General features: G+C 39.7%; 2 protein-coding genes. Both read left to right on the top strand.

Annotation, left to right across the window (positions count from 1 at the left end; genetic code table 11):
• Nucleotides 1-70 precede the first annotated feature (70 nt).
• On the top strand, nucleotides 71-16,660 hold the full coding sequence (locus EO122_RS07450) for an ESPR-type extended signal peptide-containing protein (RefSeq protein ID WP_127010032.1): 16,590 nt from the start codon (nucleotides 71-73) through the stop codon (nucleotides 16,658-16,660).
• 917 nt (nucleotides 16,661-17,577) lie between these two features.
• Nucleotides 17,578-21,059: ESPR-type extended signal peptide-containing protein (locus EO122_RS07445; protein WP_164725992.1), on the top strand; the 3,482-nt coding region annotated here is incomplete at its 3' end.

Genomic DNA, 21,059 nt, shown 5'->3' with positions numbered 1-21,059 from the left:
AGTGTTGTAGAGTTTACATGTTGTATAGACAGTACAGGGAGTACAGGGAGTACTGAAGGAGGAAGAATTTATGGGATTGAACCGTATATATAAAGTAATTTGGAGTAAGACAAAGGGCTGCTATGTAGTCGTATCAGAGATGGCAAAGCGTGTAGGTCGCAACAAGGCAAAAGCGATTGTTATGTCTACGGCGGCGATGTCCATGGCTGTGGCTGTGGCACCGGCGGTTATGAATGTAGATCGAGTAGAGGCGACGGTGCTGATTGGTGCGGCTGATGGTACTACTATATCAGCAAATAAGTCGACAGTATCTTCTAATGGGATTACTATTGGTGATGCTATTACCAAAGCTGGTGACGAATCTGTTCATATTGGTGATTACAGTGGTAGTGTGGGTAGTAGAAATGTAGTTATCGGTACAAATGCCTCGGCTGGTTACGATGATCACGATTCTGCTGGTAATCCACCGAAAGATGGTGCCTTTAATCAATCTGTAGCGATTGGGTCAGGGCGTAAGGCTGGTGAAGGCGCTCGTGCGTATGGAGATCAGTCTATCGCCATTGGCTCAAACACGATTGCAAGAGGTAACTCCTCTATTGCTATCGGTAATGATGATGTGGATAAAACAGATGAAATCGAAACTACCTATACAGACTTGGAAGGGAATAGGAAAACGGAGTCGATTGGTAAGGCATATAAAGCATTGACAGGTCAAAGTTTGGGACCGAAAGTATATCAAGATACTACGTCAAAGGAGGCTGCAGTAGCAATCGGTGTAAAAGCTGTGGCGGGCGATATTTCATTAGCGTTGGGTACGGGAGCTAATGCTGATCGTGTCAATGCTGTAGCTATCGGTTCAGGTGCCACAGCAACTCGAGATAATGCCGTAGCTATCGGTGGTGGTGCCACTACGGAAGCACCAGGCACAAAAGAAGTAGATGCAACAATCAATGATCTTAAGTTTACCTGGGCAGGTGGGAAAAATACCCTTGCTGGTGACGTGGTGTCCTTCGGTAAGGCAGACTATGAACGTCAATTGAAACACGTGGCAGCAGGCAATGTTTCGGAAAACTCTACAGATGCCATCAATGGTTCCCAGTTCTATGGTGTATTGAAACATTTGACAGCCGATCCTGTGTATTTTTACGGAGCTGATGATTCTACAGCGGGTAAAATTGAAGGGGTAGAAGCAGCGCAAAAGAGTGCGGATGCCCTTAAGAAAAAAGTAGTTGCTAAAAGTATGGCAGATAGTCGTTTGAACTTACTAGGTGGCGCAGATAAAGAAAAATTATCTGATAATAATATTGGTGTAACGTATGAGAATACAAGTAGTATTCGCTTTAGGTTGTCAAAAGAACTCGCAGGCTTAACAAGTGCTGAGTTCAAAAATACTGCAGGTGATGTAACAACGATTAATGGTGACGGTGTAACAATCACACCTGTTGCTAATGGTAAAAAACCAGTATCTGTAACAAAAAATGGCTTAAATAATGGTGGCAATGTTATTGCCAATGTAGCGGGCAACCTAGAAGGTGCTAAACCAAATAGTGCAGAACCAACGACTAATGCAACAGCACCTAATAATGCAAGTACTATTAAAAACAATGCAGCCACAGTGGGCGATGTATTACAAGCTGGCTGGAACTTACAAAATAACAGTGAAGAAAGAGATTTCGTAAAACCATATGATACTGTGAACTTTGAGGATGGCAATGGCACAACAGCTGTGGTAGACACAGATAACACAACATCTACTGTGAAATACAATGTTAACTTAGGTAATGGTTTAGATAAAACTAAAGATAACAAAATCACAGTAAAACCAGCAGATAAATCGTTAGAAGTAAATAAAAATGGTGTCAAAGTTAAAACAGATGGCACTACGATTACTACAGAAGATAGTGGATTAACAGTTGTCACTGGTGAAATCGAACCTGTTACAACTGGTACTAATCTTGGTACAGTGAAAGTAACAGATGGAGACGCTGGTAAAATTGCTACCGTAGATTCTGTAGTAAAGGCTGTGAATAATGCTGCTTTCACATTGAAAGCAAGTGCTGATGGTGGTACACTAAATGCAAATAGTACTGCAAAAGCAACGGGTGAGCTCATTAAAGCTGGCAACACTATAGAAATGATCGCTGGCAAAAACCTAGAGGTAAAACATAATAAAAACGGTAAAATCACATTCGCTACAGTAGAGAACCCTTCTTTCAACACTGTGCAAATAGGTGATGATGGCCCGAAATTCTCTGCAACCGCTGGTGGAAATATTAGCGTATCTGATAAAGATGGTACAAACCCGGTAAAAATTACGAATGTAAAAGACGGTGATATCAGTAAAACATCCAAAGATGCTATTAATGGCAGTCAATTCCACGCAGTAGCTAAGAATACTATTAAATTAGCTGGTCAAAATGGAACAGATACTGCTACAGAAACAGCTGGACAAGAGCTAGATAAAAAAGACGGAATTAAATTTACTGTTAAATCTAGTGATGGTAAGTTGTTAGATATAACGGCAGATGCAAACGGTGATACGATTACAATCACTCCAAAAACTGGTACCATTACAACAACAGGTGGTGTACCAACTGCAGTTACGACAAATGGTAAATTAGTGACTGTTGATGAAGTAGTCAATGCTTTAAAAGACCTGGGCTGGAAAGCGACAGCAGGCACAGATGGCACGGGTAAAATTATTGGTGATGAACCTACTGAAAAGTTAATCAAAGCTGGTGATACAGTAACTTTCAAAGCTGGCGATAATTTAGCGATTAAACAAGATGGTAAAAACTTTATCTACTCTTTGAACCCAGCATTAACTGGTTTAACAAGCGCTGAGTTTAAAGATGGAGATAATAAAGTAAAAATTACTCCAACTGGTATTACCATTACAAAACCAGCAGGCACAACTGAAAACACAGTGACATTAAACCAAAATGGTTTAAATAACGGTGGTAACCCGATTACGAATGTAGCAGGCAACTTACAAGGTGCTAAAGCAGGTACAGACGCACCAACAACTAACGCAACAGCACCAACATTGGGAGCAGGGGCTGACGAAGTAAATAAAAACAATGCAGCCACTGTAGGCGATGTATTGAACGCTGGTTGGAACTTACAAGAAAAAGGTGTAGCGAAAGACTTCGTGAAACCATATGATACTGTGAATTTCATCGATGGTGATGGAACTTCAGTGGCTGTAGCAACTACAAATGATGGTAGAACATCTACTGTAAAATATAGCGTAAATCTTGGTAATGGTTTAGAAAAAACTACAGATAACAAAATTACTGTAAAACCAGCAGATAAATCGTTAGAAGTAACAACGGCTGGTTTAAAGGCAAAAACTGATAACACAACGATTACTACAGGAGATAGTGGATTAAAAGTTGTTACTGGTGGTATCGAAGCTGGTACTACCCCTGGCACTATGAAAGTAACAAATGGAGATACTGGCAAAATTGCTACCGTAGATTCTGTAGTAGATGCTGTGAATAGTGCGGCTTTCACATTGAAAGCAAGTGCTATTACAGGAGGTACAAGAAATACAGGTAGTACTGTAACTGCAACGGGTGAATCCATTAAAGCCGGCAATACTATAGAAATGATTGCTGGTAAAAACCTAGATGTAACACATAACACAAATGGTAAAATTATTTTCGCTACGGTAGAGAATCCTTCTTTCAGCACTGTGCAAATAGGTAACAGTGAGGGTCCGAAATTCTCTGCAACAGCTGATGGAAATATTAAGGTATCCGATAAAGATGATACAAAACCGGTAAAAATTACAAATGTAGCAGATGGAACTATCTCCGACAACTCTAAAGATGCCATCAACGGTAGCCAAATCCATAAACTAGTGAATAAAGCAATTAAATTAGCTGGTCAAAATGGAAGCGAGGTAGCTGGCGAAACAGAACCACAAACTCTAACTCAACAAGATCCTATTAAGTTTACTGTTAAATCTAGCGATGGAAGCTTGTTACATGTAGAAGCAGCCGGCAGTACAATCACATTAACTCCAAAAACTGGTACCATTACAACAACAGGTGGTGTGCCAACGGCAACTACGACAAATGGTAAATTAGTGACTGCGGATGAAGTAGTCAATGCCTTAACAGAAATGGGCTGGAAAGCGACAGCAGGCACAGATGGTACGGGTACTATGATTGGTACTGGCGCTGCTGAAGAGCTAATCAAAGCTGGTAATACAGTGACTTTCAAAGCCGGCGATAATTTATCAATTAAACAGGATGGTAAAAACTTTATCTATTCCTTAAAAACAGACTTAACTGGCTTAACAAGTGCTGAATTCAAAGATGGTAATGATAATACGGTGAAGATTACACCAAATGGAGTTTCTTTTAAAAAGCCTAATGCTACTGATGCAGACACTGTTACATTGAACCAAAATGGGTTAAATAATGGTGGTAATCCAATTACAAATGTAGCGGGCAACTTACAAGGTGCTAAAGCGGGTACAGACGCACCAACAACTAACGCAACAGCCCCATCATTGGGAACAGGAACTGATCAAGTAAACAAAAACAATGCAGCCACTGTAGGTGATGTATTGAACGCTGGTTGGAACTTACAAGAAAAAGGCGTAGCGAAAGACTTTGTGAAACCATATGACACTGTGAATTTCATGGATGGTGATGGAACTTCAGTGGCTGTAGGAACTGATGGTACAACATCTACTGTGAAATATAGTGTAAACACTGGTGATGGTTTAGAAAAAAATAAAGATAACAAAATTACTGTAAAAGCAGGAGATAAGTCTTTAGAAGTGTCTGATGCTGGTGTTGCCGTAAAAAAAGCAGATAAGTCTTTAGAAGTAACTGATGATGGTTTAAAAGTAAAAACTGACAATACTACGATTAAGACAGGGGATACTGGCTTAACAGTTAACACTGGTACGATTAACAAGGTTACAGAAGGTAATACAGCAGGAACTGTTGTAGCAAAAACAGGTGATGAAAATAAAATTGCTACAGTAAGTAATGTTGTAGAGGCAATTAACAATGCTGCATGGACAGCTACATCTGCAGCGACAAGCGCAGGTGAATTAGGTGCAACAGCAACTAACCAACTTGTAAAAGCTGGTGATAAAGTAACATTTGAAGCAGATAAAAACATCAAGATTACACAAGATGCAGGCAAATTTACATTTGCTACAAAAGACAATGTAACGTTTACAACTGTACAAGTCGGTGGAGATCAAGGACCTAAATTCAGTAACACTGACGCAGGAGATATTAAAGTATCTGGTTCTGATAACACAACGCCTGTAAAAATTACGAATGTACAAGATGGTGACATCTCTGCGGATTCTAAAGATGCTATTAACGGTAGTCAATTCCATGCAGTAGCTAAAAATAAGATTAAATTAGCAGGTCAGAACGGAACAAGTGCTGCTACAGAAACAGATGAACAAGAACTAGATAAAAAAGGTGGTATTAAATTTACTGTTAAATCTAGCGATGGCACATTGTTAGATGTAGCGGCAAAAGGCGACACGATTACATTAACTCCAAAAACAGCTACGATTACTACTGGTAAAGATGGAGTGCCAACAGCTAATACAGATGATGGTAAATTAGTGACTGCTGATAATTTAGTAAAAGCCTTAACAGAAATGGGCTGGAAAGCGACAGCGGGCACAGATGGCACGGGTACTATGATTGGTGCTGGTGCTACTGAGGAGTTAATCAAAGCTGGTAATACAGTAACTTTCAAAGCTGGCGATAATTTATCGATCAAACAAGAGGGTAAAAACTTTATCTATTCTTTGAAAACAGAATTAACTGGTTTAACAAGTGCTGAGTTCAAAGATGGTAAGAACAATAAAGTAAACATCACTCCAGAAGGAATCACGATTACAAAACCAGCAGATCCAACAGCAGGTACACCTGAAAACACAGTGACATTGAACCAAAATGGTTTAAATAACGGTGGTAACCCGATTACGAATGTAACAAGTAATCTAGTTAACTATAGTGATCCTGTTGTAAATGGTAAAGCACCAGTTCGAAATGAATTGCGTAAATTCGATAACAATGCGGTACCTAATACGAATGTAGCTACAGTAGGCGATTTACGTAATATGGGATGGGTTGTATCTTCTAATAAAACAACTGGTGATTTGGGCAATCCATATTCTGAAACGGTAAAAAATGCTGATGAAGTGAAATTTGTTGGTACAGGTCTAGCTACAGTATCTGGTAAAACAGAAAATGGAGTACGTACAATCACTGTTGATGTGGAATCTAAGACAGCTATCAATGCAGTAACGTATACAAAAACAGATGGTACGAAAGTATATCCTGTAGAAGGCCCGAATGGTACTACTTACCACACAACTCCAGAAGGAAAAGGTCAAAATGATGAAACAGTGGATGGAAGCAATGTAATCACATCTGTGAATGGACCAAAAGGCACAAAAACTCCGTCTACATTAACTAATGTGAAATCTAATCTTCCTGACACTAAAAATAGCGATACTGCAAATACAGCAGATGCGCCAAGCAATGCTACTAAAGTACAAGCAGCGCCAAATACAACGAATACAACTGGCGATACTTATGTAAATCCAAACAATGCCGCTACAGTATCCGACGTATTGAATGCAGGCTGGAACTTACAAGGCAATAGTGCAGCTGTAGATTTTGTAAAAGCCTATGACACTGTGAACTTCATCAATGGTGAAGGTACAACAGCTACTGTAGAAAGCACAGATGGTAAAACATCTACTGTTAAGTACAACGTTAACTTAGGTAATGGATTAGCGAAAAATGATGCTAACCAAATTACAGTAAAACCAGCAGATTCCTCATTAGTTGTAGATGCAGCTGGCGTAAAAGTTAACACAGGTACGATCAACAATGTGACAACAGGGGATAAACCTGGAACAGTAGCACCGAATACAGATGATGATACGAAACTCGCTACTGTAGGTAATGTTGTGAGTGCTATCAATAATGCAGCATGGACAGCTACATCTGCTAAAACAGAAGCTGGCGAATTAGGCGCAGCTGCAACTAACCAACTTGTAAAAGCAGGCGATAAAGTTACATTTGAAGCAGATAAAAACATCAAGATTACACAAGATGCAGGCAAATTTACATTTGCTACAAAAGACAATGTAACGTTTACAACTGTACAAGTCGGTGGAGATCAAGGCCCTAAATTCAGTAAAACTGACGCAGGAGATATTAAAGTATCTGGTTCTGATAACACAACGCCAGTAAAAATTACGAATGTACAAGATGGTGACATCTCTGCGGATTCTAAAGATGCTATTAACGGTAGTCAATTCCATGCAGTAGCTAAAAATAAGATTAAATTAGCTGGTCAGAACGGAACAAGTGCTGCTACAGAAACAGATGAACAAGAACTAGATAAAAAAGGTGGTATTAAATTTACTGTTAAATCTAGCGATGGCACATTGTTAGATGTAGCGGCAAAAGGCGACACGATTACATTAACTCCAAAAACAGCTACGATTACTACTGGTAAAGATGGAGTGCCAACAGCTAATACAGATGATGGTAAATTAGTGACTGCTGATAATTTAGTAAAAGCCTTAACAGAAATGGGCTGGAAAGCGACAGCGGGCACAGATGGCACGGGTACTATGATTGGTGCTGGTGCTACTGAGGAGTTAATCAAAGCTGGTAATACAGTAACTTTCAAAGCTGGCGATAATTTATCGATCAAACAAGAGGGTAAAAACTTTATCTATTCTTTGAAAACAGAATTAACTGGTTTAACAAGTGCTGAGTTCAAAGATGGTAAGAACAATAAAGTAAACATCACTCCAGAAGGAATCACGATTACAAAACCAGCAGATCCAACAGCAGGTACACCTGAAAACACAGTGACATTGAACCAAAATGGTTTAAATAACGGTGGTAACCCGATCACAAATGTAGCAGGCAACTTACAAGGTGCTAAACCGAACAGTACAGAACCAACGACTAGTGCAACAGCACCAACATTGGGAACAGAAGCTAACCAAGTCAATAAAAACAATGCAGCAACCGTAGGTGATGTATTACAAGCAGGTTGGAACTTACAAAACAATGGCACTGCGAAAGACTTCGTAAAACCATACGACACTGTAAACTTCGTGAACGGTGGTAATACAACAGCGGTAGTGACAACGAATGCAGAAGGTACTGTAAGCGATGTGACTTTCAACGTAACAGGATTACCTGTGACATACACAACAGAAGATGGTGCACCAGTATCTAAAGTAGGAGATAAATACTACAAAGTTAACGATAAAGGTCAACCTATCAGTGATGCAGGCAAACCAGCAGTAGGCAAAAATAATGATGGTAAATTGGTTGATGAAAATAACAATGTAATTGAACCAGTTGATACAACAAAACCATTAAAAACTGCGTTAGTTAATCCAACACCAGCAGGAGATAAACCTAATACAACAACAGCTACACAATTAGGCAATGTAACATCTGGCTTGGACAAATATGGTGATCAAGTAAACAATGCTGATGTACCAGGAACAACGGATAAAAACCGTGGCTTAGTAGATTTATCCAAACCAACAAATGGAGATGCACCAAAAGTAAGCGATAACACAGCCGCTACAGTAGGTGATTTGCGTAACATGGGGTGGATTGTATCTTCTAACAAAACTACAGGAGCAGATGGTACAGTTACTACTGATGAGTACTCCGCAACAGTGAAAAATGCAAATGAAGTGAAATTCGTAGGCGAAGGTACAGCTATCGTATCTGGTAAAACAGAAAATGATGTTCGTACCATCACTGTCAAAGTAGATGACCAAACGTCTACGAACAATGCGGTAACACCTGTGGTGTACACAAAAGAAGATGGTACACAGGTATATCCTACGAATAAAAAAGATAAACAAGGACACCCAATCTTTAATACCAAAGCAGATGGTAGTGGTGATGAAGTTCCATCAAATCAAGTCATTACATCTGTGAATGGTCCAGAGGGCACAACAAATCCAACAACATTGTCTAATGTGAAATCTAACCTTCCTGATACTAAAAATAGCGACACTACAAATACAGCGACAGATCCAAGTAATGCGACTACATCTAAAGCAGCACCAAATACAACGAATAAAGCAGGCGATGCTTATGTAAATCCTAACAATGCCGCTACCGTTGGTGACGTATTGAATGCAGGATGGAATTTACAAGGTAATGGTACAGCTGTAGACTTTGTAAAACCATATGATACTGTGAACTTTGTAAATGGTTTACATACAACAGCAGTAGTATCTACAGTAGATGGTAAAACAAGCAATGTAACGTACAACGTAACAGGCTTGCCTATCACATATACTGACAAAGATGGTAACCCAGTATCCAAAATTGGAGATAAATACTACAAAGTTAACGAACAAGGTCAACCAGTGGATGCCAATGGTAAACCGGCTACAAAAATTAATGAAAAAGGTGTACCAGTAGGTGAAGATGGACAACCAATTTCTGAAGTCAACATTACCAATAATCCATTAAAAACATCCTTGGTAAACCCAACACCGGAAACTAATAAAACTGGTACAACAAGTCCAACAACTTTGGATAATGTAACTAGCAAATTGGAAAATTACAAGGATGCTCCAGTAAATGGTAAAGACCCAGTTCGTAATAGTTTAGTAAACTTGTCTAAGCCAGAAAATGGTCAACCGAATGTAAGCGACAACACAGTGGCAACTGTAGGTGATCTACGCAACATGGGTTGGATTGTATCTTCTAACAAAACTACAGGTGAAAATGGTGCAGTCACTGCTGATGAATACTCTGCAACAGTGAAAAATGCAAACGAAGTGAAATTCGTAGGCGAAGGTACAGCGATCGTATCTGGCAAAACAGAAGGTGACGTTCGTACTATCACTGTAAAAGTAGATGACCAAACGTCTACGAACAATGCGGTAACACCTGTGGTGTACACAGATAAAGATGGCAAACAAGTATATCCAACTGGTAAAGTAGGTCCAGATGGTAACCAAATCTTCAATACAAAACCGGATGGAAAAGGAGAGGAAGTAACAGGTCCAGTAAAAACAACAATTAACGGACCAAAAGGAACAAATAGTCCGACATCCTTGAATAATGTGAAGAACAACATTCCAAATGTAAATGATGGTTCTAAAACAATTACTGATACAGATGGAAATGAAACAGCCGGCGATGTAACAAACATTAATAAGGCACCATTAACAGCAGAAGAAGCTGCAGCATTGGCAAATCCGAAAACAAAAGAAGGACAAACAAATCCTAAGTATATTGGCAACAATGCAGCTACCGTATCTGATGTATTGAATGCAGGTTGGAACTTACAAAACAATGGCACTGCGAAAGATTTCGTAAAACCATATGATACTGTGAACTTCCGTAATGGTGGTAACACAACAGTAACGGTAACAACAGATGACAACTTAACATCTCATGTACAAGTGAATGTAACTGGCCTTCCTGTATCCAACACAATCACAGATCCAACAACAGGTAAACAAGTACCAGTGGTAAAAGTAGGCGATGCGTTCTACCGTGCAAATCCAGATGGCACACCAGACATCGCAAGAAACGATAAAGGTGAACCAACAAATGGTTATGTACGTGCGAACGATGGTAAATTGTATCCACGTGAAAATGTAACGGTAACTCCACCGACAGATGCAAACGGAACACCAACCATTACACCAAATACTGGTGCAACACCAACAACAGTGAATACAAACTTGGTAAATCCAAATGTGGATAACACAACAAATGAGCCAGGTAACAATGTAAGCACTCCTAACCAATTAGGTAATGTTGCAAACGGTGCGAATACTTTCAACGCTGTGGATGCAGATGGTAAAGACTATGTAAAAGCGAACAATGGTAAATACTATGAACCAAGCAAAGTGAATGCAGATGGATCCTTGAAAGAGGGTACAAATGCGACAGCAGATGCGAAAAATCCATTGATATTAGCTAACGATGGTAAATGGTATCCAGCAGATAAAGTAAGCGATAAAGGTACTCCAGAAGCAGGGGCTACGGCAGTGGAAAATCCATTGGCACCTAAAAATGCAGCGGGTGAACCATTAGTACAAGCAAAAGATGGTAAATGGTATAAACCATCGGACTTACAACCGAATGGCACACCTACACCTACAGCAAAACCACAAGATAATGCGATTAATAATAAAGCGGGTCTTGTAGACTTCAGTAACTCTAACCCTAATAACGTTGCTACTATCGGCGATTTACAAAATATGGGTTGGGTAGTATCTGCACAAGGTAATAGCTACTCTGATCAAGTACGTAATACTAACGAAGTGAAATTCGTAGGCGAAGGTACAGCTATTGTGACTGGTAAAACAGATGACAAAGGTGTTCGTACCATCACTGTGAAAGTAGATGACCAAGTATCCACGAATAACTCTGTAACACCTGTGGTGTACACAGATAAAGATGGTAAGACTGTATATCCAATTAAGGATGACAAAGGAAATGTTACATACCATACAACTCCAGATGGAAAAGGTCCGGACGATAAAGTTATTTCTAATGGTGATGTAAATACATCTATCAATGGTCCTAAAGATGATCAAGGCAATACTCGTCCAGCATCCTTGAGCAATGTGAAAAACAACATTCCAGCAGTAAACGATGAAAATAAAACGATTACTGACGCAGATGGGAAAGTAAAACCAGATGCAGGAAATGTGGAAAACATCAACAAAGCTCCAATGACAGCCAAAGATGCAGCAGACTTGTTAAAACCTATGAAAGATGGAAAAGCAAATCCTAACTTCGTAGGCAACAATGCAGCGACGGTATCTGACGTATTGAACGCAGGTTGGAATTTACAAAACAATGGAGCAGCCCGTGACTTTGTAAAACCATTCGATACTGTGAACTTTGTAAACGGTGTGAACACGACAGCCGTGGTAACAACATCTGAAGATGGAACCACAAGCAATGTGACATACAATGTAACAGGATTACCTGTGACATACACTACAGCAGATGGAACACCAGTATCCAAAATTGGAGACAAATACTACAAAGTAAATGACAAAGGTCAACCAATCGATGAACAAGGTAACCCAAGCACGAAAGTGAACAACAATGGAGAACCTATCGATGGTAATGGCAATGTAATCAACGCAATTGATACAGCGGCAAATCCATTGAAAACATCCTTAGTTAACCCAGCACCGGAAGCTAACAAAACTGGCACAACAAGCCCAACAACTTTGGATAATGTAACTAGCAAATTAGCAAATTACAGTGATCCAGATGTGAATGGTAAAGCACCAGTTCGTAATAACTTAGTAGACTTGTCTAAACCAGAAAATGGTCAACCAAATGTCAGCGACAATACAGTAGCAACTGTAGGTGATCTACGTAACATGGGTTGGATTGTATCTTCTGACAAAACAACAGGTGAAACAGACAAGGCCTATACAGACACAGTGAAAAATGCAAACGAAGTGAAATTTGTAGGCGAAGGTACTGCGATCGTATCTGGTAAAACAGATGACAAAGGTGTACGTACAATTACTGTAAAAGTAGATGACCAAGTATCTACGAATAATTCAGTTACACCTGTTAATTACACAAAAGCAGATGGTACTAAGGTATATCCTAAGATGGTTACAAATCCAGATACTGGAAAAGAAGAACTTAAATTCTTTGAACATCCAGATGGATCTGGCGCAGAAGTTCCAAAAGGAGATGTGGTTACATCTATCAATGGACCAGAAGGTACAACAAGCCCAACTACATTGAAAAATGTGAAAAACAACATTCCAAATGTAAATGATGGATCCAAAACAATTACAAATCCTGATGGTACAGAAAAAGCCGGCGATGTAGAAAACATCAACAAAGCACCATTAACAGCAGAAGATGCTGCTAAATTGTCTAACCCTAAAACAGCAGACGGTGCGGCAAATCCTAACTACATTGGTAACAATGCAGCCACAGTGTCCGACGTATTAAATGCAGGTTGGAATTTACAAAACAATGGGGAATCCCGTGACTTTGTGAAACCTTATGATACCGTAAACTTTATCAACGGCCTTGGCACAACAGCGGTGGTGACAACTCGTGAGGGTAACACCACAAGTGATGTGACTTTCAACGTGAAAGCAGCTAATGGCTCTGTGACTGTTGATGAGGATGGTGTAAAAGTAACTACAGGTGAAATGAAACCAGCTGTAGATGCTAATCAGAAAGAAACAGGTGCTATTGCTACACCTGTAGATCCTACGACGGCTAAACAGTTAAAAGATACGTTAGATGCAGCGGTGAAAGAATTAGCGACAGCGAAGGATGCTTTAAAAACGGCGGAAACTGCACTGGCAGCGAAACCTAACGATCCAGCATTGCAAAAAGATGTGGAAGATAAAAAAGCGCAAGTAGCAGAGAAACAAACTCCTGTGAATGACGCTCAAAAAGCACATGATGATGCAGGATTGAATAAAGTAGCCACTGTACAAAACGTAGCAGAAGCTATCAATAATTCTGGCTTTAACTTAAAAACATCCGCTGATGGTGGGGAAAAGTTAACGACAGGTAGTAAAAATGATGGCGAGTTAATTAAACCAGGTAATACTGTGGAAATGGTTGCAGGCAATAACTTGACTGTGAAACAGGATGAACATGGTAAAATTACATACGCTACGAAAGATGATGTGACTTTCAAAACTGTGGATACTGGCACGTTGAATGTAGGTAGCCCAAATACATACACAGATGGTAAAGGTAATACGTACACGAAAGTGGGCGAGAACTATTACAAACCAGCTGATGTGGAGAATGGTGTTCCTAAACAAGGCGCAACGCCAGTGGATGTAACAACAACACCTGTGACACCAGTAAGCCCAGTAACGATGAAAGCAGAAGCGGCAAAACCAGCTACAAACAACGCAACGGATGCACAACCATCTTCCGCATTAAATGTGACATCTAAAGATGGTAAACCAACACAAATCACAGGGGTAGGTTCCACGTTGAATACAAAAACTGTAGATACAACACCAACAGGTACAGAACCAGGAACTACACCTAATACAACACCAACAAACTTAGTTGATTTGGAAGGTACAAAAGATGCTCCTGTGAATAAAAACGCAGCAGCTACAGTAGGTGACTTGCAAAATATGGGCTGGGTTGTATCTGCCAAAGATGGCAATGGCTACAAAGATGTGGTGAAAAATGCTAACGTAGTGGACTTCAAAGGCGATCAAGGTGTGACTGTTACTGGTAAAACATTGGCTGACGGCACTCGTGAAATTACAGTAGGTATCAAAGAAGGAGAAGTTACGAATAAAGTAACAATCACTCATGGCGATGGTTCCAAAACTGATGCTGTTAAGATTGGTGATAACTACTACAAAGTAGATAAAGATGGTAAACCAATAGGATTCGACAAAGATGAAAACGGTAAACCAGCAGGCACTCCATTGAAGGTTGATCCTAATACTGACAAAGTAACGAATGCAGGTGCAGGAGTTGTAACTGGTAATGCAGTGGCGAATGCAATCCAAGATTCTGGTTGGAATGTAGGCATTGGTTCTACTGATAAAGACTTCAGTAAAGATGCAAAAGTGTACGATAAGGTAAATCCAAATGACGATGTGAAATTCGCAAATGGTGCTAACACAAATGTATCTATGGTAACTGTAGACGCTCTTAACGAGGACGGTACTAAGAAAGCAACGACCTATGTGAAAGTTGATATTAACAGAGATCTAAAAATTGACTCTGTCACAACTGGTGGTACAGCGACTGATAAAAATGGTAACAACCTTGTGAAAGTGGGAGACCAATACTACAAAGAAGGCGATGTAACAATCGTTACAAATCCAGATGGAACTACGACAGTAACACCTAAGGAGAATGCAAAAGCAGTACCTCCGGCAGATGTAATTCCACCTAAAGATGGCGCTATGATCGTGAAAAATGCTGACGGTAAAGATGTTGTATCTGCTACTGTTGGTAAAGATGGTAATGGTGCATTTGGTATCAATGGCAAGGATGGCAAAAACGGTATCTCTATGACTGCCAAAGATGGCCAAGGTACTATCGGGGTGAATGGTAAAGATGGTAAATCCACAACGATTGCAGGGGATACAATTACTATCAAAGATAAAGATAATAATGCTACTAATATCGGCGTGAATACGATTACCTTAGTGGACAAAGCTGGAAACACGACGACGACTACAGCAGATAAGTCTGAAATCAAAGATGCAGCAGGCAACATCAATACCAATACAGCAACTGGAAATACATTGAAAGATCCAAATGGTAATACTCACACATCTACGGCAAGCACATCTGAGTTGAAAGATAAAGATGGTAATACGAATACAAGTACTCCGACAACTAATGTGTTGAAAGATACAAACGGTAATACCAATACGTCTGCAGCAACAGGAACTACGTATAAAGATAAAGATGATAACAAAACTGTGGTGGGACCTAAGGAAATTAATATTTCAGATAAATCCGGAGAAAACACAGCATCCTTAACGAATAAAGATTTACTCTTGAATGCGAAAGATCCTAACACTGGTGTAGATAAAACATCCCATGTATCTGGGGATAAAATTGCTTTCACAACTACGGATGAAATGGAAAAAGTAGTGGACAAAGACGGTAAACCGGTGATTGATCCTGCTACTGGAAAACAAAAAGAAGTAGTGAAAATGGAGAAGGTATTCGATAAAGATGGTAAGCCAGTTATCGACCCTGCTACAGGTAAGCAAAAAGAAGTAGTTAAAAATCCTGGTAACTCTACAGAGTACACTAACGAAGGATTGAAAGTTATTCCAAATAGCACGGTAGCTCGTGATGTGAATGGTAACCCTACCTTCTTGGACAAAGATGGTAAGCCAGTCATGAAAGATACAGATGGCAAGTACAAATATGTAGGCCAAGATGGTAAACCTGGTGATAAGTATGATGGAGCTGTAGGAGTCTTGAAGCCAAATGTAGTGGATAACACTCGTGTCATCTCCTTCGGTATGGATAAACCAGTATTGGATAAAAATGGTAAACCTGTCACAGGTCCAGATGGCAATCCAGTTATGACAGAAGGTATCTCTGCCGGTATGCAACAAATTCACAACGTGGCACCAGGTACAAAAGATACGGATGGAGTTAACGTGTCTCAATTACGAGGTACAACGATTAATATCAATAATCGTATGAATCGTATGGGTGCACAAGCAGCTGCCTTAGCGGGCTTGCAATCCATCCAGTATGATCCATTGGAGCCAACACAAATTTCCGCAGGTCTAGGACATTATAAAGGTTCTAGCGCGCTAGCATTGGGCGTAAATCATTTCAAAAATGAATCTACTATGTTCCATATGGGGGCCTCCTATAATGGTCATGGTGATGAAACGATGATGAACGCTAGTGTGACTTGGAAGTTTGGTGCTCGTGCAGATGAAACAGCTGTGAAAGATACATTCCGTCAAGGACCTATCAGCTCAGCATATACTTTACAAGATAAGGTATCTGCCTTAGAAGCACAAAACAAAATCCAAAAAGATCAATTGGAAGAACTAAAAGCATTAAACGAAAAACAACAAGAGCAAATTGCTGAATTGTTTAAACGTTTAATCGAAAAAGCATAGGAGTTTATTTCTCCTATGTAGGTCGTCACTTGTGACGCTATGTAGTCTTGTGGCGTTCATAACTAAATAGGACAAAGGGAAGAGCACGGCATACCCCTCACAAACGGTATTTCATAATGTTTGTTCGGGGCACACCGTGCTCTTTTTGTGTTTCTATAAGTTGGGTAATAAGGAACGCCACAAAGGCTACCACTCGTAATGGTGTTCCTCAGAGGGTAGGAAGAGCGTGGCACATCCCACCGTAAACTTACGTTACATTAAGGTTTACTCTGAGACATGCCACACTCTTCTTGTATTTGTGTGATGTAGGTAAAAAGAATCTTTTTAAAGTTAGTGTACTTTGGTTATGATAAAAATAAATGGAATTATGCTTATAACCTGCATTAAAAATAAACATTTTGAATAATTATATTTTCAGTTAAAATAATATTTGATAAGTAATATACTTTAAAAACCTAAAATTATAAGGGAATAAAAATGCACATATAGGCTATATTATTTTAAATAAATGAATAATATAACTAATTTTACAAATTTATATTCATAAATGAAGATTATATGAAGAGGTAAATGAAACTGAATAAATATCCTGTAAAGACTATAGAATCAATAGTTCTAAAGGGGTTCCAAATAAAGGGTTGATTATGTATAGAAATTCAGTTATAATGATATCGAAATATATAGAACTAAATTGATGCAATAAATTGATTAGAAATCAAAGGTTTTACGTTTTGTGGATACTTAGTTCATGGATAAATATTGCTTTTACTTATTCACACCTTTGGGATACCAAAGGTTTATTTGTAGTTATGAACTAGAATTCTACAATTAGATAATCTAAGTGAAATCTATAAGTATCAAAAACGAATAGTAGTTTACAGTTTTATAGTACGGATGGTACAGAAAAGGAGAGTTATATGGGTTTGAACCACGTATACAAGGTAATTTGGAATAAGACAAAAGGCTGTTATGTAGTCGTGTCAGAATTGGCTAAGCGTGTAGGTCGTAATAAAGCGAAGGCGATTGTGATGGCTACAGCGGCGATGGCTATGGTGGTAACGCCAGCGGTCATGAATGTCAATCAAGTAGAGGCAACGGTGTTGATTGGTAGTACTAATGGTACTACTATATCAGACAATGGGTCGACAGTAAATACTTGGGGGATTACTATTGGTGGCGGAATTACCAACGCTGGTTCGCACACTGTTCATGTAGGTGATGCAACTCTTGAAGAAGGGAATCGAAATGTAATCATTGGTACCCATGCTACAGCGGGTGTTGATAAAATTGCTGGTCGGCACTTTGTTAATCAATCAGTAGCTATTGGTAGCGGAGCTACAGCCAATGAAGGGGCTCGTGCTTTTGGTGACCAATCCATCGCGATTGGAGCGAATACTATCTCAGAAGGTAATTCTTCTATTGCCATTGGTAATGATGATGTAGATAAAGCTGTTGGAAAACAAATTACGTATACAAACCCTGACGGGGAAGAGGAAACGAATACTATCGGTAAAGCGTATACTAAATTAACAGGTAAAGACCTTCATACGGATGGAGGTCAGTATGCAGATACTAGATCTGGTGAAGCGGCTATTGCTATTGGTGTTAAGGCAGAGGCTGGGGACATTTCATTAGCTTTGGGTACAGGAGCTAAAGCTAAGAAAGTCAACACTGTGTCTATCGGTACAGGTGCTACGGCGGACCTAGACAATTCTGTAGCTATTGGTGGTGGTGCGGTAGCAGATAAGGATTCACAAGGTACAAAACAAACATCCACTACTATAAATGGTATTACCTATGAATGGGCAGGTGGAGACAAAACCAATAAGGGAGATATAGTTTCTTTTGGTAAACCTGGTTTTGAACGTCAATTGAAAAATATCGCTGCTGGGGAAATCTCTAGCACTTCTACAGATGCTATTAATGGATCTCAAATCCATAGTCTTGTAGAAAAGATTACTGGAACTCCGAAATTATCCTATACAACTAAGGATGGAACACCAGTGTATAAATTGGGTGACAAATTCTACAAAGTAAATGAAAAAGGTCAGCCTATCAGTGCAGCAGGTAAACCAGTAGTGGGAACAAATGAAGATGGTAAATTGGTGGATGCAGATAACAATGTAATCGAACCAATCGATCCAGCGGCTACTCCATTGAAAAATGCATTGGTAAATCCAAATCCAGCAGCAGACAAAACAGGAACAACAAGTCCAACGGCATTGAATAATATAACAAGTAATTTAGTTAACTTTGATGCGCCCAATGTTAACGGTAAAGTACCAGTTAAAAATGCATTACGTAATCTGGTAAATGATGCTGTATCTGATGACACAGTAGCCACAGTGGGTGACTTACGTAATATGGGCTGGATTGTATCTGCCGATAAAACAACAGGTGCAGATGGAACAGCTACTGATACGGCGTATTCTGAAACAGTAAAAAATGCAAACGAAGTGAAATTCGTAGGTAAAGATGGTGCTATTGTTTCTGGTGCTACAGATGCTGCTACAGGTGTTCGTACAATCACAGTAGGATTAGATAAAAAAGCAATGTCTGGGTCTGGCGATTCTGGCTCTCCAGTGGCATATACAAAAGCAGATGGTACAAAAGTATATCCAGTGAAAGCTGAGAATGGTTCTGTTACATACCATACAACGCCAAATGGAGAAGGTCCAAATGATGCAGTTGTTCCAGGCACAGAGGTAATCACTTCTGTAAATGGTCCTGATGGCACCACAACACCAGCTGCATTAACAAACGTAGCAAGTAATTTAGTAGGTGCTAAAAAAGATACAAATGCACCAACTACAGAACAGGCGGCGCCAACAGTGGGTAAAGGTGCTAATGAAGTAAATCCAAATAACGCAGCCACAGTAGGTGATGTGCTGAACGCAGGTTGGAATTTACAAGAAAATGGAACAGCGAAAGACTTCGTAAAACCATACGACAAAGTAAACTTTGTGAACGGTGGCAATACAACAGCAGTTGTTACAACGAATGCGGAAGGTACTGTAAGTAATGTATCTTTCAACGTAACAGGATTACCTGTATCCTACACAACTGAAGATGGAAAACCAGTATCTAAAGTGGGTGACAAATTCTATAAAGTGAACGAACAAGGTCAACCTATCAGTGAAGCAGGTAAACCAGCAGTGAAAACAAATGATGCTGGCAAACTAGTAGATGAAGATGGCGCTGAGATTGAACCAATCAACCCAGCAACTACTCCATTGAAAAATGCATTGGTAAATCCAAACCCAGCAGCAGATAAAACAGGAACAACAAGTCCAACACAATTAACAAATGTAGAAGGTAACTTAGTTGGTGCTAAAACAGGTACTGATACACCAACTACAGAGCAGGCAGCGCTAACGTTAGGAACTGCTGCTGATCAAGTTAATGTGCATAATGTAGCGACAGTAGGTGACGTATTAAATGCAGGTTGGAATTTACAAGAAAATGGAACAGCGAAAGACTTCGTAAAACCATATGACAAAGTAAACTTTGTGAACGGTGGCAATACAACAGCAGTTGTTACAACGAATGCGGAAGGTACTGTAAGTAATGTATCTTTCAACGTAACAGGATTGCCTGTATCCTACACAACTGAAGATGGAAAACCGGTGTCTAAAGTAGGTGACAAATTCTACAAAGTGAACGAACAAGGTCAACCAGTTAGTGAAGCAGGAAAACCAGCAGTGAAAACAAATGATGCTGGCAAATTAGTAGATGAAGATGGCACTGAGATTGAACCAATCAACCCAGCAACTACTCCATTGAAAAATGCATTGGTAAATCCAAATCCAGCAGCAGATAAAACAGGAACAACAAGTCCAACACAATTAACAAATGTAGAAGGTAACTTAGTCGGCGCTAAAACAGGTACTGATACACCAACTACAGAGCAGGCAGCGCCAACGTTAGGAACTGCAGCTGATCAAGTTAATGTGCATAATGTAGCCACAGTAGGTGACGTATTAAACGCAGGTTGGAATTTACAAGAAAATGGAACTGCGAAAGACTTCGTAAAACCATACGACAAAGTAAACTTTGTGAACGGTGGTAATACAACAGCAGTTGTTACAACAAATGCAGAAGGCACTGTAAGTAATGTATCCTTCAACGTAACAGGCTTACCTGTGACATACACAACTGAGGATGGAAAACCAGTATCTAAAGTGGGCGACAAATTCTACAAAGTGAACGAACAAGGTCAACCAGTTAGTGAAGCAGGTAAACCAGCAGTGAAAACAAATGATGCTGGTAAATTAGTAGATGAAGATGGCACTGAGATTGAACCAATCAATCCAGCAACTACTCCATTGAAAACTGCCTTGGTAAATCCAAATCCAGCAGCAGACAAAACAGGCACAACAAGCCCAACAGCATTGAACAA

Source organism: Veillonella sp. CHU110 (assembly GCF_003992255.1).
In the GTDB taxonomy this organism is placed as follows: domain Bacteria; phylum Bacillota; class Negativicutes; order Veillonellales; family Veillonellaceae; genus F0422.
This window is presented reverse-complemented; position numbering and strand designations above follow the sequence as displayed.